Origin of the sequence: Amycolatopsis aidingensis, assembly GCF_018885265.1 — a bacterium.
In the GTDB taxonomy this organism is placed as follows: domain Bacteria; phylum Actinomycetota; class Actinomycetes; order Mycobacteriales; family Pseudonocardiaceae; genus Amycolatopsis; species Amycolatopsis aidingensis.
The window spans coordinates 2,581,866-2,603,421 of sequence record NZ_CP076538.1; the positions used below are offsets into that span (position 1 = coordinate 2,581,866).

General features: G+C 71.1%; 9 protein-coding genes. 7 read left to right on the forward strand and 2 right to left on the reverse strand.

The window, feature by feature from the left end; all coding sequences use genetic code 11:
- The first annotated feature begins 56 nt into the window (after nt 1-56).
- From KOI47_RS12195 to prcB, 7 genes are all read left to right on the forward strand, one after another.
- A complete protein-coding gene (locus tag KOI47_RS12195) occupies nt 57-1,769 on the forward strand; it encodes an acyl-CoA dehydrogenase family protein (RefSeq protein ID WP_216216086.1) in 1,713 nt (570 codons plus the stop codon).
- Nucleotides 1,766-9,385 carry a non-ribosomal peptide synthetase gene (locus KOI47_RS12200; protein ID WP_216216087.1) on the forward strand — a complete coding sequence of 2,540 codons (7,620 nt, stop codon included), beginning with the start codon at nt 1,766-1,768 and terminating at the stop codon, nt 9,383-9,385. Before KOI47_RS12195 ends, KOI47_RS12200 begins: the two co-directional genes overlap by 4 nt.
- Nucleotides 9,382-14,274 (forward strand): type I polyketide synthase, encoded by a 4,893-nt coding sequence (locus KOI47_RS12205; protein ID WP_216216088.1) that lies wholly within the window; start codon nt 9,382-9,384, stop codon nt 14,272-14,274. The genes KOI47_RS12200 and KOI47_RS12205 overlap by 4 nt, the downstream gene beginning before the upstream one ends.
- Nucleotides 14,271-16,220: an amino acid adenylation domain-containing protein gene (locus KOI47_RS12210; RefSeq protein WP_216216089.1), complete on the forward strand. Its 1,950-nt coding sequence runs from the start codon at nt 14,271-14,273 to the stop codon at nt 16,218-16,220. The genes KOI47_RS12205 and KOI47_RS12210 overlap by 4 nt, the downstream gene beginning before the upstream one ends.
- Nucleotides 16,217-17,437 carry a cytochrome P450 gene (locus KOI47_RS12215; protein WP_216216090.1) on the forward strand — a complete coding sequence of 407 codons (1,221 nt, stop codon included), beginning with the start codon at nt 16,217-16,219 and terminating at the stop codon, nt 17,435-17,437. The genes KOI47_RS12210 and KOI47_RS12215 overlap by 4 nt, the downstream gene beginning before the upstream one ends.
- The gene (locus KOI47_RS12220; RefSeq protein WP_216216091.1) at nt 17,434-18,192 is read left to right on the forward strand and encodes a thioesterase II family protein; all 759 of its coding nucleotides are present in this window, start codon (nt 17,434-17,436) and stop codon (nt 18,190-18,192) included. The genes KOI47_RS12215 and KOI47_RS12220 overlap by 4 nt, the downstream gene beginning before the upstream one ends.
- Nucleotides 18,193-18,364: 172 nt before the next feature.
- Nucleotides 18,365-19,114: a proteasome subunit beta gene (gene prcB, locus KOI47_RS12225; RefSeq protein ID WP_216216092.1), complete on the forward strand. Its 750-nt coding sequence runs from the start codon at nt 18,365-18,367 to the stop codon at nt 19,112-19,114.
- Here the strand turns inward: prcB and KOI47_RS12230 are convergent.
- Both KOI47_RS12230 and KOI47_RS12235 read right to left on the reverse strand, forming a co-directional pair.
- Nucleotides 19,111-20,208 (reverse strand): IS630 family transposase, encoded by a 1,098-nt coding sequence (locus KOI47_RS12230; protein WP_216216093.1) that lies wholly within the window; start codon nt 20,206-20,208, stop codon nt 19,111-19,113. The genes prcB and KOI47_RS12230 overlap by 4 nt on opposite strands.
- A 64-nt stretch (nt 20,209-20,272) precedes the next feature.
- Entirely contained in the window at nt 20,273-21,493 is a 1,221-nt protein-coding gene (locus tag KOI47_RS12235; protein ID WP_216216094.1) for an ROK family transcriptional regulator, read from the reverse strand.
- Nucleotides 21,494-21,556: the final 63 nt, after the last annotated feature.

The window sequence follows — 21,556 nt, forward strand, 5'->3', positions numbered from 1 at the left end:
AGTCGAAGAGCGCACTAAATATTTCTGGAATTCGAAGTTTTGTTGAAGAGCTGGCCGTGGGGCGGCTGGCCTGGGATTTGATCTGCCCGTTTCCGGTGCAGGACGATGCGGACCGCCGGGCAGGTGACCGCGCCATTTCCGAACTGTCCGACCTGCTCACCGGGCAGGTCGACGCGGAACGGATCGACCGCGAGCGGCGGCTGCCGGACGGGCTGCTCGAACGGCTCGGCGAGGGTGGCTGGCTTGCGCTGGCCACACCGCCGGAATCGGGCGGGCGCGGCCTGTCCCCGCACAACGTGTTCCGCGTGGTGCACGCCGCCGCGGGGTGGTCGGTTCCGGTCGCCCAGGTCATGGCGGTGCAGGCGGCGATCGGGGTCGGCGCGCTGCTGCCCGCGGTGGACGCGGGCCCGTTGCGGTCGTACCTGCTGGAACTGGTGACCGACGGGGTGCTCTCCGGCTCGGCGGACACCGAGCCCAGCGGTGCGGCCAACCAGGGCAGGGACACGGTTGCGACGCCGGTTGACGATGGTTCCGCCTACCTGCTGAGCGGCGAGAAGATACACATCGGCAACGGGCCGGTTGCGCACACGTTGATCGTCTCGGCGACCGTGCCGGACGGTGACACCGGTACCCGCCGGTTGTTCCTCGTGGACACCACCAGTCCCGGGTTCCGGGTCCGGTCCACGCACGAGTTCATGGGCCTGCGCGGTTTCCCGATCGCCGCGCTGGACTTCGCCGAGGTGCGGGTACCCGCCGAGCACATGCTCCTGGAAGCTCCGGACACCGGCAACAGGCTGACGCCCACCCTGATGCAGTTGGTCATCACCGGCCGGATGTACCTGATCGCCGCTCCTTCCCTCGCCCTCGCCCGCCGGTGTGTGCACTGGGCGCGCGAGTTCGCCGAGCCGAGGGTCATCGACGGGCGCCCGCTGGCCGAGTACGAACTGACCAGGCGACTGATCGCGGACAACGTCGCGGACACCTTCGTCATGGACACCCTGGTGCGCTGGTGCCTCGCCGATACACCGGAAGCGGTCAACCGGTTGCCCGAGCAGATGGCTGCCAAGAACATCACCTCGGTCACCTGCTGGCGGGTGCTGGACCGGACGATGTCCCTGCTGGCGGGCGAGGGGTTCGAGACCGCGGACAGCAAGGCGGCCCGGGGCGCGCCCCCGCTGCCACTGGAGCGTGCCTACCGGGACGCTCGCGGCTTCCGGATCTCCGGCGGGGTGGACTTCCTGCTCGACTACTGGGCTTCCCAGGTGTCCACCTTCGCCCACTACTACCCGGAGCCGGACAACCTGGCCGAGATCGAGTCGGGCGAGCCGGATGTGTCCTGGTGCGCCGACACCGCCCTGCACCCGCGGAACCAGGAACACCTCGCCGAGGTGGCTCGCCAGTCCATGCGGTTCGCGCGTACGGCGCTGGCGTTGAGCCGCAAGCATTCCCGGCAGGAACTGGCAGACAGGCAGCAGCGGCTGGTGGTGCTGAACCGGATTCTGGACGAGCTGGCCACCTCGGCGCTGGTGCTGGCCAGGGCGGCGTCCACAGGGGGCGCGGAGGCCGAGGACACCCAGCGGCTGGCCGATGTCGCCTGCAGTGCGGCGCGGGTCCGGCTGGACGGGTACTGGACCGAACTCGCCGAGGGCGAGGTACCGGGGCAGGACACGGCCGACCACGCCGCGGTGGCCGCCACCTGGATGAGCCGCGGGGGCTTCGGCGTGCTCGGCGATGACCTGATCGATCCGGACGGGGAGGTGCGGAGTTGACGGAGATCATCCAGATCCCGCTCTCGGTCACCCAGCAGGCCCTGTGGGTGTCCTGGCAGCTCGATCGCGCGGCGTACCAGAACATGATCGTCACGCCGTTCGCGGTCCGGGGCACCGTCGACCCGGCCCGGTTGGACCGCGCGGTCGCGGCACTCGGCGAACGGTTCCCGTTGCTACGCGGGGTTGTGCGGCCCGCTCCCGAGGGGCCGGTGTTGTCCTGGGCGGGGCAGCCGCGGTTGCGGCTGCGGGAGCGCGTGTTCGACGAACCCATGGAGCAGGCCGTGCGCACCGCCGCCAGGGTGCCCTTCGACCTGGAGCAGGGCCCGCCGAGCCGGTTCGAGTTGCTGCACGCGGGCGGCGAGACCGTGCTGCTGATCAGCGTGGCACACCTGGTGTACGACGGAATGTCCCTGCTGAACCTGCTGCCCGTCCTCGCCGAGGCCTACCGGGGTGTTCCGCTGCCGCCGCCTGCGGACCTCGACGACATCCGCGAGTTCAACCTGCGGCAGCACGAGCTGGCCGAGGGCGATGCGGGCGCGGGGCACCGTGAGTTCTGGCGGGAGCACCTCGGCACGGATCTCGCCGAACTGCCCGAGCTGACCCTGCCGGCCGGACCCGATCCGGCCGGGGAGTTCCAGATGCGTACCGTCGAGCTCGACCGGGAGCTCGTGCAGCGGGTGCGGACAGTGGCCAAACAACTGGCGTTGACCTCGACCGTCGTGCTGTACGCGGCTTACCTCGTGTTGCTGCGCCGGCATACCGGGCGGGACGACCTCGTCGTTTCCATGCCCACGCACGGTCGGCGCGGCCGTCCCGGGCTGCGGGAGGCGGTCGGCTTCTTCTCCAACGCGGTACCGATCCGGCAGCGCCTCGACGACTCCGACACCTATGCCTCGGCCGCGCAGCGCATCGGCGCGGACATCCGCCGTTGCCTCCGTTTCGCGGATCTGCCCCAGCCGGCGATCCTGCGCTCCACCGGTGCGCACGGTCCGGCCGAAGCGGTGGTGGGTACCACCATCTTCCAGTACTGGAACTCCAGTGCCCGCGGCGACGTCGACGTCTTCGACCACGCGCTGGACGAGGACTGCTCGCTTTCCCTGCTGCCGCCGCACGACGTCGCCGGGTACCGGTTGCAGACCATGGTGCGGGAGGACCGCGACGGGTTCACCATGCAGTGGAAGGACACGGCAGGCGAGCTCGGCCTGAGCGCGCTGGACCTGCTGGCCGAGGACTACCTCGCCGTCCTGGACGAACTGGTGACCGATCCCGATCGCGGGATCGGCCCTGCGGTGCCGGCCGGGCGGGCGGCCGCCCGGGGGTTCGTGCTCACCGGTCGCGCGATGCTGGACCGCCTGCACCCGGTGCAACCCGCGGGGGAGCACCCACCGGCCACCCCGCACCAGGAGCGGATGGGTTTCGTCGATCGGTTCGAGAACGGCGTGGTCTACCCAGGCGCGCCGGTGTATCACAACCTTCCGCTGGTGCGGTTGCTGTCGTCGGTGCCTGCCGCGGACCGGCTCGCCGAGGAGTTCACCGCGGCGCTGGCCGACCACCCCGTGCTGCGTACCAACCTGGTGTTCACCGAACGGGGATTCGAGCAGCAGGTGCACGCCCCGCGGCGGGGTGAGGTGACCTGGTTCGCCGAGCCTGCCGAAGGCGCCGAGCTGCCGGAGCGGCTGCGCCGCTGGCTCGATCTGCCCTTCGATCTCGGCAAGGACCTGCTGGTCAGGGTGGCCGTACAAACACGAGTGGACGGTTCGGCCTGGTTGGTGCTTGTCGGGCACCAGGCCGTCGTGGACCGGGCCTCGTTGCGGCTGCTCGCGGCGCGACTCATCGGGGAGACCGTGCCTGCACCGCCCGTGGTGGAGGTGGACCGGGACCGCGTCGCGCACGACCTCGCGGCGGTGGCGCACCGGCTGAGCGGGGAGATCGAACCGCTACGGCTGCCGGAGAGCAGGCGCCGGGACGCCGTGCACGTCTACCGTGAGGACGCGGTCGACCTCACCTCCCCGCCGCCGACCGAGCTCGAGACGCTGGCGGCGGCCGCGGGTGTGAGCACGGCCGCCGTGCTGCTCTCCACCTTCGGCGCGCTGCTGTCCTGGTACTCCGGCCAGGACGAGCTGGTCATCGGCACCACCCAGCCTGCGCGGAACGAGAGCAACGCCGGTGCCGTCGGACCACTGTCCACATTGGTTCCGATCAGGCTGCGCACCGGGACGGCCACGCCCTTCCTCGACCTGCTTCGGCAGGCCGAGGCCGAGCTGGACTTCGCCCGGCGGCACGACGCCGTACCCTTCGACGACCTCGTCCGGGTGCTGGATCCCGGCAAGGACATGAGCCGGACGGCCCTGTTCGACGTGCTGTTCAGCTACCTCGATGCCGAGCAGGACGGCGGGCTGAGCGCGGGGCAGGCCCTGCTCGGTTCCGGTGCAGGCAAGTACGACCTGCACCTCGCCCTGCGGCCACGGGACGGACGCCAGGAAGGCCGCCTGGTGTTCAACGCGGAGTACTTCGACCGCTCCCGATTCGTCGAGTTCGATGTCCATTTCGGACGTTTGCTGGCTCAGGCCACGGCCGATCCGGAGGTGACGCTCGGTGCGCTGGACCCGGCAACCGAGGACGAGCGGCGGCGGCAACTGCGGGAATGGAATGACACCGCGAGTGGCTATCCGGAGATCACGCTGACCGAACTGCTGCTCCGGCAGGCCCGCCGTGCACCGGACGCGACCGCGGTGACCGACGGCGACACCCGGCTGAGCTATCGCGAACTGATCAGCTCAGCCGAGGAGCTGGCACACGGCCTGGTGGCCGCCGGGGTACGGCCGGGCGACCTGGTCGGCCTGCACCTTGGCCGGGGAACCGGGCAGGTGACGGCGATCCTCGCGGTGCTGCTGGCCGGCGCGGGCTACCTGCCCGTGGACGTGGACCTGCCGCTGGAGCGCAAGCAGTTCGTGCTCGCCGACGCCAGGGTGGACGTGCTGGTCGGCGGCGCGCGGGGAGCGGCGGACGAACTGGAACTGGACAGCGTGCACACGCTGCCCCTCGACGAGTTGACCGGATATCCACCCCAGCCGCTGCCGGAGGTCAACCCGGACTCCGCGGCGTACTGCATCTACACCTCGGGTACCACGGGCCGACCCAAGGGTGTGGTGATCAGCCACCGCAACGTGGTCCGGTTGCTGGCTCCGGAGGACGTCGGGTTCGACTTCGGCCCTGCCGACGTGTGGACCCTGTTCCACTCCTACCACTTCGACTTCTCGGTATGGGAGCTGTTCGGCTGCCTTTCCACCGGGGGACGGCTGGTGGTGGTGCACGCCGAGCAGGCGCGGGATGCCGAGCGGTTCGCCGAGCTGCTGGTGCGCGAGCGGGTCACTGTGCTGAACCAGACCCCCGGCGCCTTCGCCCAGCTGGTGGGTCTCCCGGCCGTGGCGGGCGAGCTCGACCTGCGGTACGTGATCTTCGGTGGGGACCGGCTCGACCCCGCGCGGATCGCGGACTGGGCCGCCGCGCATCCACAGGTCGCGCTGGTCAACATGTACGGCATCACCGAGGTGACCGTGCATGCCACCGCGCACCGGATCACCGCGGCGGAGCTGGCAGGCGGGACCAGCCTCGTCGGTGGCCCGATCCCGACGACCCGGATCTACGTGCTGGACCGGCGCACCGGGCGCAGGCTGCTGCCGACCGGCGCCGTCGGCGAGGTCTACGTCGGCGGTCCCGGGGTCGCTGACGGCTACCTGCGCAGGCCCGCGCTCACCGCCGAGCGGTTCGTGCCGAACCCCTTCGCCGCTCCCGGCGAGGCCGACCTGCTGTTCCGCAGCGGGGACCTGGGCCGGTGGTGGCCGGACGGCAGCCTCGAGATCTGCGGCAGGGCCGATTCCCAGGTCAAGATCCGTGGCTACCGGGTTGAGCTCGGGGAGATCGAGTCCTGCCTCACCCAGCATTCCGCCGTCGGGCAGGCCGTGGTGTCGCTGCTCGGCGGCTCCGCGGGCGTGCTGGTCGCGTTCGTCGAGACGGCAGCCCAGGTCACCGAGGGCGAGCTCAGAGCACACCTCGTGGCAAGGCTGCCCGGGTACCTTGTGCCGGCCCGGTATCACCTGCTCAGCAGGATCCCGTTGACCAGCAACGGGAAGCCCGACCGGAAGGCACTCGCCCGGCTGGCGGAGCGGGCCGCCCCGCAGCAGGCCGAGGCCGACCGGGACGAGCCATCCGGTCCCACCGCGCTCGCCGTGGCCGAGGCATGGGCCGAGCTGCTCGGCGTGACCGGGTTGACCGCGCGGTCCTCGTTCTTCGAGCTCGGCGGGCACTCGCTGCTCGCGGCCAAGCTGCTGGCCACCCTTTCCGAGCGGGTGGGGGTCGCGCTACCGATCCGGCTGCTGTTCGAGCATCCGCGCCTGCAGGATCTCGCCGATGCCATCGACGCACTCGCCGCAACCGCGGAGACCCCGGCGGATGCCGGGACGCGGGACGGCGAACCAGGCACGGCCGAACCCGTCGAGCTGCCAGCATCCAGCTTCCAGGAACGGATCTTCCTCGCCCAGCGGGTCGAGCCGGAAGCGCACCGGTATGTCGTACCGTTGCTGTGGCGGGTGTCCGGCACGCTGGACACCGACCGGCTCGCCGGAGCGCTGGCCGCGGTGGTGCGCAGGCACGAGATCCTGCGGACCAGGTTCGAGGTGGTCGACGGCACCCTGCGTCAGCGGGTCGGCGAACCGTGGCAACCGGCGCTGGTCGAGGAGGCCGTTCCCGATCTGGACGGCTGGCTGCGCGATCAGCTGGCCACGCCGATCGATCCGGCCTCCGGGCGACCGTTGCGGTGCGGCCTGGTCTCCGCAGGCGGGCAGCGGGTGTTCGCGATCCTGGTCCACCACCTGGCCTGGGACCTCGGCTCCGCGCCGGTGCTGCTCGAGGAACTGCGCGCACAATACGAGTCCGAAAAGGACATTCCGGCACCCGCTCAGTACCGGCAGTTCGTGGCCGCGCAACAGGCCGCGAGGCAGCGAACGGAGTTCCCGGCCGAGCTGGACTACTGGGCACGCACCCTGCACGGGGCAGCGGCATACCTGCCACTCCCCGCGCCCGCCGAGGCCGGCCCCTCGGGGGCCGTGCGCGTTCCGTTGCCCGCGGGCCTTTCCCGCAGGCTGGCCGAGTTGCAGACCGGGGCGGGCGTCTCCTGGTTCATGGCCGCGGCCACCGCGCTCACCGGGGTACTGCACCGGTTCACCGGCGCCGACGATGTGACCATCGGTGTCCCGGTGGACAACCGGGAGGCCACCGGGCGGGAACGCCTGATCGGGCCCTGTCTGAACACCGTGGTGCTGCGTTCCGAGCAGCCGGCCGGTGGCACGGTCGGCGACCTGCTCAGCACCGTGCGGGAGCGGGTCCTCGGCGCGCTGGAGCACCGGCTGACTCCCTTCGAGTCGGTGGTCGAGCACCTCAACCCCGCCCGCAGGCCCGGCTGGACCCCGTACGCGGACGTGATGCTGAACGTGAACACCGGGTCGGGAACCAAGGGCAGGCTCGGTACCGCGGAGCTGGACCCGTTCACCGTGGACGCGCAGTGGGAGTACGACACCAAGTTCGGGCTCACCCTCACGGTCACCGAGTCCGATGGCGAAATCGGCGCGATGCTGTCCTACCGGGGCGACCGGATCGGTGCGGCCGATGCCCGGCAGCTCGCCACCCTGTTCGGCCGGTTGCTTGCCGCCCTGCCCGAGGTGCTCGACGTGCCACTGGCCACGGTGGACCTGATGGCGCCAGATGAGCTCGACCGGCTGCTGTTGCTGGAGTCCGGTCCGGCCGCCGCCGAACCCGACTCGGTGCCCGCGATGATCGGGCGGCGCCTGCTGCAGGGCCCGGACCGGCCCGCGATCAGCTCGTCGACCGGGGAGCTCAGCTATGCCGAGCTCGACCGGCGGGTGACGGCCATGGCACACCGGTTGCGCGCCGCCGCAAGGACAGGCGGCGCGGGTACCCCGGTCGTGGCCATGCTGCTGGACCGCGGGGAGTCCCTGGTGGTGAGCCAGCTCGCCGCCTGGCGGGCCGGATTCGCCTTCTGCCCGATCGACCCGGGTTACCCGGCGGATCGGATCAGGTTCATGCTCGACGATCTGGTCGCCGTGGCCGCGGTGACCGACCACCCGGAGCTGGCCGAGCTGGCGGCCGGTGGCGAGGTCCCCGTCGTCGACCCAGGGGAGCGGGCGGCGGCCGGGGACGCCGCGGCGGAGCTGCCCGGGCTGCCGGAGCCGGACGACCATGCCTGCGTGATCTACACCTCGGGCACCACCGGGCAGCCGAAGGGGTCGGTCTGGCGGCATCGCGGGATCGCGCAACTCGCCCGCTGGCACGTGGACACCCTGGGAGTGACCGAGCACGACCGGGCCAGCCTGCTCGCCAGCGTGGGTTTCGACGGCGCCCAATGGGAACTGTGGCCGTACCTGGTTGCCGGTGCCTGCGTGCTGCCCTACGAACGGCCGATCGTGGTGCCGGAGGTCGTCGACTGGCTGGACCACAACCGGATCACCATGTGCTTCATGCCGACCCCGCTGGCCGAGGTGCTGGTGGCGGGGGAGCGGCAGCCACGTACCCTGCGCTGGCTGACGATCGGCGGCACCACGTTCACCACCCGGCTGCCCGCGGACGCCTGCTACCGGGTCTGCAACGCGTACGGGCCGAGCGAGAACACCGTGGTCGGATCGGTGCTGCTGATCGGAACCGACAACACCTTGCCGGTGAACGACGTCGGCAGGCCGATCCAGGGAACCTCGGTATCCATTGTGGATAGCGAGGGCAAGCGGGTCCCGGTCGGCCTGCCCGGCGAGATCCTGCTCGGCGGGGTGGCCGTCGCGGACGGTTACTGGCGCAGGCCGGAGGCGACCGAGGAGCGGTTCCTGCCGGGCCCGTGGTACCGGACCGGGGATCTCGGCCGGTGGAACCCCGATGGCCGGCTGGAGTTCCTCGGCAGGGTGGATCGCCAGTTCAAGATCCGCGGGTACCGGATCGAGCCGCACGAGATCGAGGTGGCATTGCAGCGGGATCCGCTGGTGCGGCAGGCACTCGTCGCCGGTTTTCCGGATTCGGTACCTGCGCTGGTCGGCTACCTGGTCCCGGCCGCGGGCGCCGAACGGGACACCGGATCGGTGATCACTCGCCTCGCGGAATGGCTGCCACCGTTCATGGTCCCGGACGCGATCGTCTGGCTGGACGAGATCCCCACCTCGGTGCACGGCAAGCTGGAGACCTCGGCTCTGCCCAAGGCGGGCCGTGCCGACCTCGTCCGGCAACGAGGCGACCTGCGCGGCCCGGAGACCGAAACCGAGCACACCATCGCCGGGGTCTGGGCCGAGGTCCTGCGGCTGGACGAGATCGGTGTTGAGGACAACTTCTTCGATCTCGGCGGGAACTCGTTGCTGCTGTCCACATTGCACTCCAGGCTGGAGGCGAGGCTGGCGAACCCCGTTCCGATCCACCGGCTGTTCGAGTTCCCCACCATTCGCGGGCTCGCCCGCTGGGTCGACTCCGTCGACGAGCCTGCCAACGGGACCGGGACCGGGGCCGGTGAGCCGGACCCGATCCTGGCCCGCGCCCGGCGATCGAGGGCGGCGCGCGGGCGATGAGTACCGAAGCGATTGCCATCGTCGGTGCCGGAGCACGGATGCCCGGTGCCTCGAACGTGGCGGAGTTCTGGCGCAACCTGCAGGCCGGAGCCGACACCATCAGCCGGTTCGACCCGGACAGGCTGCGCGCGGCGGGCGTACCGGCTGCGGAGATCGAGCACCCCGGCTACGTGCCTGCCCGCGGGGTACTGGCCGCCGCGGAGCACTTCGACTGGCGGTTCTTCGGTTACAGCCTTGCCGAGGCGCGGCTGATCGACCCGCAGCAGCGGGTGTTCCTCGAGGTCTGCTGGGCTGCGTTCACCGAGGCCGGGCTGGATCCCGAGCGGTTCCCCGGCTGGATCGGCGTGTTCGCCGGATGCGACCTTTCCACCACGGGATCCCGGTCGGCGCCGGAGACGATGGAAGGGCTGATCGGTGCGGAGAAGGACTTCCTCGCCACCAGGGTGGCGTACAAGCTGAAGTTGCGCGGCCCGGCGATCAGCGTGCAGACGGCGTGCTCCACCTCGCTGGTCGCCGTGCACCAGGCCTGCCAGAGCCTGCTGAACCACGAGTGCGACGCCGCGCTGGCCGGCGGGGTGACCCTGTGGCTTCCGCAGGAAACCGGATACCGCTACCAGGAGGACCACATCCTGTCCGTGGACGGCCGGTGCCGGACCTTCGACGCGGACTCCACCGGCACGGTGTCCAGCAACGGGGCTGGTGTGGTGCTGCTGCGCAGGCTCGAGGACGCGCTCGCCGACGGCGACCGGATCATGGCGGTGCTGCGGGGTTCCGCGCTGAACAACGATGGCGGCGAGAAGATCGGCTACACCGCACCCTCGCTGACCGGTCAGCGGGACGTGATCAGGCTGGCGCTGGCGCAGGCGGACGTTGACCCGGCTGACCTGTCCTATGTGGAGGCACATGGGACCGCGACGCAGCTCGGCGATCCGGTGGAGGTGGCCGCGCTGACCTCGGCGTTCCGGTACGCGACCGACCGGGTCGGTTACTGCGGGCTTGGCTCGGTGAAGAGCAACATCGGCCACACCGGGGCGGCCGCAGGGATCGCCGGGCTGCTCAAGGCCGCGCTCAGCCTCGAGCACCGGGAACTGGTTCCCAGCCTGCACTTCCGGCGACCCAACCCGAAACTGGAACTGGAGTCCTCTCCGTTCCGGGTGGTCACCGAGAACGAGCCGCTGCCGGAGGACATGCCGGCGCTGGCGGCGGTGAGCTCCTTCGGTATCGGTGGCACCAACGCGCACGCCGTCCTGGAGGGGCCACCACGGCGAGCGGCGGGGTCCCCGCGCGGCCCGAAGCTGTTCTGCCTTTCCGCGCCGTCCGCCGGCGCGCTGCGCAAGGCGCGTACCGAACTGGCCGACCGGCTCACCGAGCGGCCTGCGCCGGATCCGGTCGCGGTTGCGTGGACCCTCGCCGCGGGCAGGCCCGCGTTGCCCTTCCGAACCGCGGTGCCTGCCGAGGACCTCGATCGGGCCGTGGCGTCGTTGCGGGAACCGGCCGATGCCGTGCCAGCGGCCAGGACCCGCGTCGGGTTCCTGTTCCCCGGCCAGGGCGCGCTCTACCCGGGGGCGATCGAGGCCTGCTACGAGTCCCTGCCGGTGTTTCGTGAGCTGTTCGACCAGGCGGCCAGGGTGGTGGCCGGGAAGTGGGGGCTGGACCTGCACGCCGCGCTGGCCGCTCGCGCCCCGGCCGAGCAGCTGGCGGACAGCTTCACCCAGCAGGTCGGCCTGTTCTCGGTCGGCTACGCCCTCGGGCGGCAACTGCTCGCCTGGGGCATCCGCCCGGCGGCGATGCTGGGGCACAGCGCGGGCGAGTACGTGGCCGCGGCGCTGGCCGGGGTCTGGGATCTGGCCGCGGGGCTCGAGGTGGTCGGCGAACGCGCCCTGGCCATGCGAGCCGGGCCACCTGGCGGGATGCTCGCCGTCTACGCCGCACCGGAGGACCTGCCGCCGCGGCACGGGCTGGAGGTGGCCACCGAGGGGCCGGGGCAGGTGGTGCTGGCCGGCAGCACCGAGCGGGTGCACCGCCTGCACGCCGAGCTGGCCGATGCCGGGATCGAGGCCAGGGTGATCGACGCCGACCGGCCGTTCCACACCGAGCGGATGCGACCGGCGACCGATGGTCTGCGCGCGGTGCTGGCCCGGCTCCCGGCCGGGCGCGCCGAACTTCCGGTGGTGTCCAACCTGACCGGCCGTCTTGCCGAACCGGACCGTCTTGCCGACCCCGGCTACTGGTCCGAGCACCTGTGCTCGCCGGTACGCCTCACCGAGGGCATGGCCACCGTACTCGGCCAGGGGTGTGAGGTGCTGATCGAACTCGGACCGGGGCAGACGATGACCGGCGGGCTGCGGCGGCACGAGCGGTGGAGCGAGTCCGGCCTCGCCGTCCCGTTCATCGGCAGGCAGGCAGAACCCCGGCGGGACGCCCTGCTGGGCGCGCTGGGCAGGCTGTGGGAGGCAGGACTCCCACTCGACTGGGCCGCGTTGTTCGAGGAACCGCCGGTGCGCTGCTGGCTCCCACCGGTTCCGCTGGACTCCGAGCCGATCCCGGAGCGGCAGGCGCAGGCGGGTGGGCAACGCCCCGCGGCGCAGGCCGGCATGGTGGTGGTCGGGGACCAGCCGGCCAGGGTGGCCGCCCTCGCCGAGGAACTGGTGGACGGCGGCGCCACCGTGGTCGGTTCGCACGCGCCCAGCACGGCAAAACCACTGGCGGACCCGGTGATCTGGCCGGAGCGGGCCGAGCGCACGGTGGCCGACCGGCCGGACCTGACCGACGCGCTGCGCGAGTTCTCCGCAGGCCTGGCAGGCCAGGTGGTGCTGGACTCGGGCGTGGCCGCGCTGACCGCGGACGGTCGCCTGCCGAGGCTGGCCGGGTTCCTGCTGGACCTCCTGCGCGCGCGTGGCTGGCTGACCGGCGAGGATCGCCCGGTTGCCGACCTCGGCGCGCGGGTGGCGGCGGCACTGGCCAGGGCAGGGGAACTCGACGAGGTGGCCGGCCTGCGGGAACTGCTGCGGCACTGCGCGGCCCATTACCCCGACGTGTTCGCAGGCCGGGTCGAGCCGGTTTCGGTGCTCTACCCGGACGGTTCGGACGACCTGCTCAGCCGCTGTCTGCGGGACAACGCCGTGCCGCTCGGCGGCAGCGGACACTGCCTGGAGGCGGTGCGGCGGTCGATTCCGGCCTGGTACGAACGCCGGGGCGGTGAGCCGTTGCGCGTGCTGGAGATCGGCGCAGGCCGGGGCGGGCTCACCTGGCCCCTGCTGGACGCCTGGGCCGGCCGGGACCAGGTGACCTACGACGTCACCGAGGTCAGCCCGATGCTGGTGGCCCAGCTGCGGCGCCGGGCGGCCGAGCGGGGTGAACGCGGGGTGCGTGCCAGGACCTTCGACATCACGGCGGATCCGGTCCAGCAGGGCCTGATCCCCGGCAGCTATGACCTGATCCTCGGCTACAACGTGGTGCATGTGGCTCCTTCGGTACCGGCCGCGCTGGGCAACCTGCGCCGGTTGCTGCGGGAGAACGGAACGCTCTGCCTGATCGAGCTGACCAGGGCCGAGTCCTGGACCCACCTGGTGTGGGGCCTGGCGCCCGGCTGGTGGAACGCCGAAGACCACCTGCGCGGGTCCTCCCCGGAACTGGCTCTCACCGGCTGGCACCGGGCGTTGACCGAGGCCGGCTTCGCGCCGCAACCCGATACCGGCCCGGCGGGGGCGGAGCACGCCGTGCTGGTGGCCACCCTCGCCGACCGGGACGGCCTTGGCGACCCGGCCGCCGACGTCGCCAGGCAGGCCACGGGGGCCGAACCGGTCATCGTGCACCGGGAGCCCACCGCGCCCCCCGCGCCGCGGAACTCCGGCCCACCGGAGACCACCCCTGCCGGGCAGCCGGACGCACTGGTGGACACGCTGACCGAACTGTGGTGCGACGCCCTCGGCGTGACCTCGGCCGCGGCGGAGGACGACTTCTACCGGCTGGGTGGCGAGTCCCTCGGCCTGGTACACCTGCTCGGGCAGGTGCGGGAGCGCACCGGGGTACGGGTGCAGCTGACCGATTTCGCCACCCGGCCCACCTTCGGCGTGCTGCTGCGATGGGTACGCGAGCAGCAGGAAACGCGCTCCCCGAGCACCCCGCCCAACCTGGTGCGGCTGGCCGAGCACGGGGATGGCGTGCCGCTGGTGTTCACCGCACCCGGTGCCGGAAGCACGCTGTGCTACCGGCATCTGGTGCCGCAGCTGGGTGCGCGGGAACCGGTGTACGGCCTGGAGACGCCCGGATTGCACGACGGAGTCGTGCCACTGACCCGGATCGAGGACCTGGCAGCCGCGAACCTGGAGCTGCTGCGCGAGATCCGGCCGAACGGACCGTACCGGCTCGCCGGGTGGTCGGTAGGCGCCATGGTCGCGCACGAGATGGCCGCCCGGTTGCTGGCCGACGGGGAGCGGGTGGACTCGCTGCTGTGCATCGACGGGTTCGTGCCCCGCACCTGGGGTGCGCCGGTCGGGGCGCTACCCGGTTACCTCGGCCGCGGCCTGTGGTATCAGCTCGAGACGGCCCTGCCTGCCGGGTTGCTCGGCCGGGACGGCAATCTCGGCGACGCGCTCGGCCTCGCCGGGCAGCGGCAGGGCGCGGAGTTCGTCCGGGTCTACCGGGCGAACGTGCGCGCATTGCTGCGGTACGTCCCCCGGCCGATCGACTGTGCCGCGGTGATCTTCAAAACCGGGTTGACGGCAAGGGTGCGGCGCCGGGTCGAGCGTTCCCTGCGGGGCACCTACCGGCGCGGCGCCAGGGTGGTCGGCGTTCCCGGTGACCACCACTCCGTGCTGGCCGCGGAACACGTGGACGTGCTGGCCGAGCGAATGCGCGAAGTACTCGATCACAGGGGGTCGATATGACATCCGATCCGGACCAGTTCTCGATCGTCGCCAACGCGGCGGGTTCGGTCAGCGTGTGGCCCGCGGGCGAACCGCTGCCGGACGGGTGGCGGGCCGCCGGTCCCAGCGGTTCCCTTGCGGAGTGCCGGGAGTGGATCGATCAGCACGCGACCCTGGCCCCGGCCCCGGTCCCCGGAGTGGGGTCGGCGACGTTGGTCAGCATGTTCGCCGCCACCGTGGCGCGCCACCCGCAGCGCCCGGCGGTGAATGACGGGACGCGCCGGTACAGCTACGCGGAACTGGACGCCAGGGCCGAGGAGCTGGCCCGGCGGCTGCGCGACCGCGGTATCGGACGGGAGGACCGCGTGGTGTGTTACCTCGACCGTGGCGCACCGATGTTCGTGGCGATGCTGGGCATCCTGAAGGCCGGTGCGGCCTACGTACCGACCGACACCCGCTACCCGGACGGGCGGCGGGATCAGCTCATCACGCAGAGCAGGCCGGCCGCGCTGATCACCAGCCCCGAGCGGGCGGGGCAGCTTGCCTCGCTCGAGGTCGAACGCATCGAGCTGGACGGGGACGGGCAGCAGCCCGCGCGGGTGGAGGTCGCAGTCGAAGCCGGTCCCCGGCCGGAGGACGCCGCCGCGGTGCTGTTCACCTCCGGCTCCTCCGGCGAGCCCAAAGCGGTCGTCCTGCAGCACGGGAACCTGGTGAGTTTCGCGGGGGACGCGGCACTGCCGGAGCTGGAGCCCGGTGACCGGGTCGCCCAGGTGTCCAGCGTGTCCTTCGATGCCTTCCACTTCGAGACCTGGTGCACCCTGGCGGCCGGCGCCGAGATCGTGGTGTTGCCCGCCATGCCGGATCTGATCGGCGGGGACATCCGGCGGGAGCTCAAACGACGCCAGATCACCGCGATGCTGGCGCCGACCATGGCCGTCAACCACGTGCTGCGGGAAGATCGGGACACCTTCGGCATGCTGCGCATCCTGCACACCGGGGGTGACGTACTCGCCCCGGCCGCCTGCCGGGAACTGCTGGACAGCGGATACCAGGGCGAGTTCTACAACCTCTATGGCCCGACCGAGGGCACCACCGCCTGCACGGCGCACCCGGTCACCAAGGCGGACCTTGCCGCGGACACCGTTCCGATCGGCACGGAGCTGGCCGGGTCCGCGATCTACCTCCTCGACGCCGCGCTGCGCGAGGTGCCTGCCGGAACGGTTGGCGAGCTGCACATCGGCGGATCCGGGGTCACGAGGGGCTACCTGGACCAGCCCGGCCTGACCGCCGAGCGGTTCCGGCCCGATCCGTTTGCCGGCGCGGGTTCCCGGATGTACGCCACCGGTGACCTTGCGATGCGCCGGGAGGACGGGGTGCTCGAGTACCACGGCCGGATCGACGACCAGGTCAAGATCCGTGGCCATCGGGTGGAACCGGGCGAGGTGGAACGGATCCTCGGCAGGCACCCTGAGGTCCGTGAGGTCGCCGTGCTGGTGACCGGCGAGGGACAGGACAAGCACCTGGTGGCGCTGGTGGGGCACTACGGCCGGGTCACCCCGCGGGAACTGCGGGACCACGCCGTCGAGCGGATGCCGGAGTTCATGGTGCCGAGCTCGTTCGTGCTGGTGGACGGGATTCCCGCGAACGACCACGGCAAGCGTGACGTCGCGCGGCTGCGGGAGCTCGCCGACGAGCACCTGCGCAGGCGGGACAGCCTGGTCGCCCCCGGCGACGAGATCGAGCGCTACCTGGTCGAGCTCTGGGAGGACCTGCTCGCGGTCGAGCGGATCGGCACCACCGACGACTTCTTCTCCCTCGGCGGCAACTCGCTGCAGGCCTTCCGGGTGCAGCGCCGGATCAGTCGCGAGCTGGATGTGCAACTCGAGCCCAAGGACGTGCTGGCCAACAGCGAACTCCGCGCGCTGGCCACCCTGATCCGGGGCAGGAAGGGTTCGGTGACACCGTGAGTGCCCCGGCCATCGACCTCACCGATCCGGACGCCTTCGTGCACGGCCGCCACCACGAGATGCTGGCCTGGCTGCGGCGGCACGATCCGGTGTACTGGCACCCGACCGGCGCGGGCGGCGGTTTCTGGGCATTGACCACCTATCGGGACATATTCGACGCCTATAACGATCACTCCGGTCTGAGCTCGAGCGGCGGGCCGATGCTGGGTGGTTCCTTCTCCAGCGGCGAGGTGGACACGGCCGCGAACCGGATGCTGGTGGCCTCCGACCCGCCCCGGCACCGGATGTTGCGGCATGCCATGCACACGGTCTTCGGCCCTGAGTTCGTGGACCGCGTCGCGCGGGAGGTCACCGCCGGGGTGAATGCCGTGGTCGATCGTGCGCTGGCCGACGGTGGCTGCGACTTCGCCACCGATATCGCGCCGGAACTGCCTGCCCGTGCGCTGGTCGCGATGGTCGGCATCGGTGAGCAGGACGCGCACACCCTGATCAACATGACCCGCCGGATGATCGGGTTCCGGGATCCCAACTGGGTGGACACCGCGGAGGACGAGCGGCTCCGGCTGGCGATGATCCAGGCCGAGATCTTCGAGTTCTTCGCGGATATCCTGCGCGAGCGGCGCCGCAAACCGGGGTCGGACCTGGTCAGCGTGCTGGCCGAGGCGGAGGTCAACGGGCACCGTCTGCCCGAGGAGGACATCCTCTACAACTGCATGAACGTGGCGGTCGGCGGGAACGAGACCTCGTCCTACACGGCCGTGGCCGGGGTGCTCGCGCTGATCGAGAACCCGGACCAGCACCGGCTGCTGCTGGACCGGCCCGACCTGCTCGACTCCGCGGTGAACGAGATCCTGCGCTGGGCCACCAGCAACGCCTACGTGCTGCGCCGCGCGACCAGGGACGTGTCCATCGGGGACAAGGTCATCACCGCAGGCCAGCCGGTGACGTTGTGGAACGTCTCGGCGAACATGGACGAGCGGCAGTTCGACCGGCCGGAGGAGTTCCGCCTGGACCGCTCGCCGAACCGGCATCTCGCCTATGGCGTCGGCATTCACCGCTGCATCGGCTCGGTGGTCGCGCAGGTCGAGCTGCCCATCCTGTTCCGGAGGCTGGCGCAGAGCAGGGTCCGGTTCGCCCTCGACGGGGAGATCACCCGGCTGCGGTCCAACTTCATCCAGGGCATCACCGCGCTGCCGGTCACCATGGAGGCCTCGTGAAACTCGGTGCCGGCCAGCTGGTGCTGGAGAACCCCGGTGCGCGGCTGCGGGTGTTGCTGCTGCATCACGCGGGCGGCTCGGCGATGTCCCTGCTGCCGCTGGCGAAACGGCTGCAGGCCGACTGCGAGCCCGTGCTGCTGGAGCTGCCGGGGCGTGGGCTGCGCTCGGCCGAGCCACCGGCGCCGGACTTCGCCGCCGCACTGGAGGTCCTGCTCCCCGAGGTCACCGCGGCGGTCGACCGGCCGACCCTGATCCTCGGGCACAGCCTCGGTGCGCTGATCGCGCACAGCCTGGCGGTCGGCCTGCCGGAGCGGGAACGCGAGCGGGTGCGGGCGGTGGTCGTGTCGGCCTTCCCGGCACCCGCGGTGGCCGCCAGGGTGGCTACCCACCCCGCGGAGCCGTTCCGGGTGCGGACCCGCGAGCAGTTGCTCGTCGAGCTACAGGACCGGGGTGGCTGCCCACCCGAGGTGTTCGAGGACCAGGACACCCTGGAGCATGCCGTCACGCTGATGGGACAAGACCTGCATCTCGCCGACACCTACCGCCCGCCGCCTGCCGGGGCAGGCAACGCGGCCGCCTACCATGTCTGGTTCGGCCGGGACGATCCGCACCTGGCGCCGGAGGAACTCCAGGAGTGGGCGGCCGCCACCGGCCTGCCGCCCATCATCCGGGAGTTCCCCGGTGAGCACTTCTACCTGCTGCGGAGCGAGCAGGCGGGGCAGGCGTTACGGGCCCTGGTGACCGATCTCTCCTGACCGGGCGGGCCTGCGGCATACTGGTGTGCGGGCGCGTGCCGACGATAGGATGATCCAGAGTCTCGGCGCGAGGCGACACCGTGAGTGATGGACGACGAAGACAGATGAACGACAAGGACGCATTGTGAACTCACCGGCACAGCAGCCGCCCTCGTACTCATTCCCCGCTCTGATGTCGGTCGGTGACTCGTCGTTCTTCCGGTTGGTGCAGGAACACGCGCCGCAGACCCTGCGCCGCTCGGACGAGGCTCCCGTCGACCTGCCGTATGCGCACGGGACCACCATTTTCGCACTGCGCTACCGGGACGGTGTCGTTGTTGCCGGTGACCGGCGCGCGACGACCGGAAATCTCATCGCCCAACGCGACCTGCGTAAGGTCCAGGCCGCGGACAGCCATTCGTGTATTGCTTTCGCCGGCTCGGTCGCCATGGGGAAGGAAATGGTGTCGCTCTTTCAGCTGGAGCTCGAGCACTACGAGAAGCTGGAAGGCGTCGAACTGAGTTTTCCGGCCAAGGTCAACCGGGTTTCGGTGATGCTGCGCGGTAATCTGCAGCAGGCCATGCAGGGGCTCGCCGCGGTGCCGGTGTTCGCGGGCTGGGACAAGCTGGAGCACGTCGGTCGTATCTTCACCTTCGACGTGGCGGGTTCGCCGTCGGAGGAACACGAGTACGGCGGCTCGGGCTCCGGCTGGCACTTCGCCAAGGGGACCCTGAAGAAGCGCTGGCGGGCCGGGCTCGACCGGAGCGAGGCCGTGCGCATCGCGGTGGAGGCGTTGTTCGACGCGGCCGAAGAGGACACCGCCACCGGCGGCCCGGATGCCCCGCGCAGGCTGTACCCCACGGTGGCCGTCGTCACCGAGGACGGGTACGCCGAAGTCGGCGAGGAGGAGGTGGCCGGCTACGCGGCCGACCTGCCGGCCTAGTGTCCTGCGCCTGAAATGCGTTGTAGATATCGGGCGAGGGAGTCGAGGATCTCTTCGGCGGTCTTGCGCCAGACGAAGGGTTTGGGGTCGGCGTTCCACCGCTGGATCCAGTCGCGGACGTCCTTCTCCAATCCCGCCACACTGGTGTGGGCTCCGCGGCGGGTGAGCTGGTCGGTGAGGTAGCCGAACCAGCGCTCCACTTGGTTGATCCACGACGACCCGGTCGGGGTGAAATGCACATGGAAGCGCGGATGCCGTGCCAGCCACTCGTTGACGATCGGTGTTTTGTGGGTGGCCAGGTTGTCGCAGACCAGGTGCACGTCGAGGTCGGCGGGCACCGCCTTGTCGATGCTGGTGAGGAACTTCTTGAACTCGGTGGCGCGGTGGCGGCGATGCAACTCGGTGATGACCGTGCCATCGGCGATGTTGAACGCCGCGAACAGGCTGGTCGTGCCATGGCGAGCGTAGTCGTGGGTGCGTCGCTCCGGCATGCCCGGCATCATCGGCAGGACCGGCTGGGACCGATCCAACGCCTGCATCTGGGACTTCTCGTCGACACACAGCACCACCGCCCGCTCGGGCGGATTGTGATACAGCCCGACAACATCCACGACTTTGCGCACGAACAGCGGATCCGTCGAGAGTGTGAACCCGTCCACCACATGGGGCTTGAGGTCGAAACGCCGCCAGATCCTGCCCACAGTCGAGCGCGACAGCCCGGTGCGCTCGGCCATCGAAGCCCGCGACCAATGCGTGGCGTTGCGCGGCGTCTGTTCCAGAGTCAAGGCAACCACTTCCTCGACCTGGTCCAGCAGGATCGACGGCGGACGCCCCGGCCGCGGCTCGTCAGCCAACCCGGCCAAGCCATGCTCGATGAACCGACCCCGCCACTTGGCCACCGTCGGCACCGACACCCCCACAGCGGCAGCCACATCCTTATTGAACGCACCCGGCTCCGCACACGCCAGCACAATCCGACACCGCAACGCATACGCCTGCGTCGACGTCGCCGCCCGCGCCCCACGCACCAACTCCCGACGATCAGCCTCGCTCACCGTCAACTCAGCCTTCTTCGGCCGACCGATCCGCGCCATCCCCGAACCATACATTTACACAAGCCAATTCAGGCGCAGGACACTAGACGCTGGTTAGGCCCGATCAGCCGGTGCCCTGTTCTCTGGTGGCCACATAGGGCTCCGGGTCGTCGAGAATGGCCTGCACGGCAGCAGCCGCCGCGCCCCGCACCGCGGCCTCGGAGCCGAGCCGGGAACGGAGCACCGTGATCGGGGACCAGGCCGCGCTGATCACGCGGCGGTCGAGCTCGGCCCGCAGCGGCGGCTCGAGCCAGGGTTGCAGGGTCGCGTAGGTGCCGCCGAGCACGATCGCGGGTACGTCCACGGCATTGATCACGCTGGCGAGCCCGGTGCCGAGCCAGCGGCCGGCTGTTTCCACCGCGGCCACGGCCCTGCGGTCGGCGGCCTCGAGCCTGCGCAGCAGGAGCCGCATCGCCTGCTCGGCCGCGCCGCCGTCGATCCCCGCATCCTGCAATATCTGTTCCTGACCGGCGAGCCGTTCCAGGCAGCCGGGCGCGCCGCACCGGCACGGTGGCCCGGCGGGATCGACGCACAGATGGCCGATCTCCCCGGCATGGCCGTGCACCCCACGGAAAACCGTGCCGTCGATGATGATGCCTGCGCCGATACCCACCTCGCCGGACACGTGGAGGAAATCGCGCGGCCCCTCCGCGCCGCCGCTGAGGAACTCGGCCGCGGCCGCGAAGTCGGCCTCGTTGCCGGTCGCGATCGGCAGCGTGCCCAGCTCGGTGCGCTCGCGCAGGGAGCGTACGAGGTCGATCTCCTGCCAGCCCAGGTTCGGGGCGGTCCGCAGCAGCCCGGTGCCGGAGTCGACGAGCCCGGGTACCGCGACCGCGACACCGCCGACCGGAACGCCCCGTTCCCCGGCGTCGCGCAGCGCCGTGCGCACGGCGCGGGCGGCCAGCGCCAGCACCTGGCGTGCGGAGCGGGGCCGGTTGTCACCGTGCCGTACCCGGTGCGCGTGCAGCTCGCCCTGCGGGTCGGCGAGGCCGGCGGCGATGTAGTCCACGCCGATCTCGAGGCCGAGCCCATGCGGCCCGTTCGGGGACAGGGTCAGCCCCGTGCCCCTGCGGCCGCGGCCCGCCCTGGACTGCGGTCCGGTCGGGGCGACGAGGCCCGCCGTGGTCAGCCGTTCGGTGAGGCTGGAAACCGTGGCCTTGGCCAGGCCGGTGCGCGCCGCCACGCCCGCCCTGGAGATGCCGGGGGAGGCGGCGATGGCGCGCAGCACGAGCGCGCAGTTGTGCCTGCGCACGGTGTGCTGGCCGGCGGGCGGTGAAGTGTGCACCGGGGGATTGTATTGGTTCAACGCCCGAACGAAGCCTTGACGTCGCCGGGACACGACTCTACG

Bases quoted from the DNA above. Each gene is read 5' to 3' on its own strand.
- KOI47_RS12205 (WP_216216088.1), top strand. From the start codon at position 9,382: ATGAGTACCGAAGCGATTGCCATCGTCGGTGCCGGAGCACGGATGCCC.
- KOI47_RS12210 (WP_216216089.1), top strand. From the start codon at position 14,271: ATGACATCCGATCCGGACCAGTTCTCGATCGTCGCCAACGCGGCGGGT.
- prcB (WP_216216092.1), top strand. From the start codon at position 18,365: ATGTCGGTCGGTGACTCGTCGTTCTTCCGGTTGGTGCAGGAACACGCG.
- KOI47_RS12230 (WP_216216093.1), bottom strand. From the start codon at position 20,208: ATGGCGCGGATCGGTCGGCCGAAGAAGGCTGAGTTGACGGTGAGCGAG.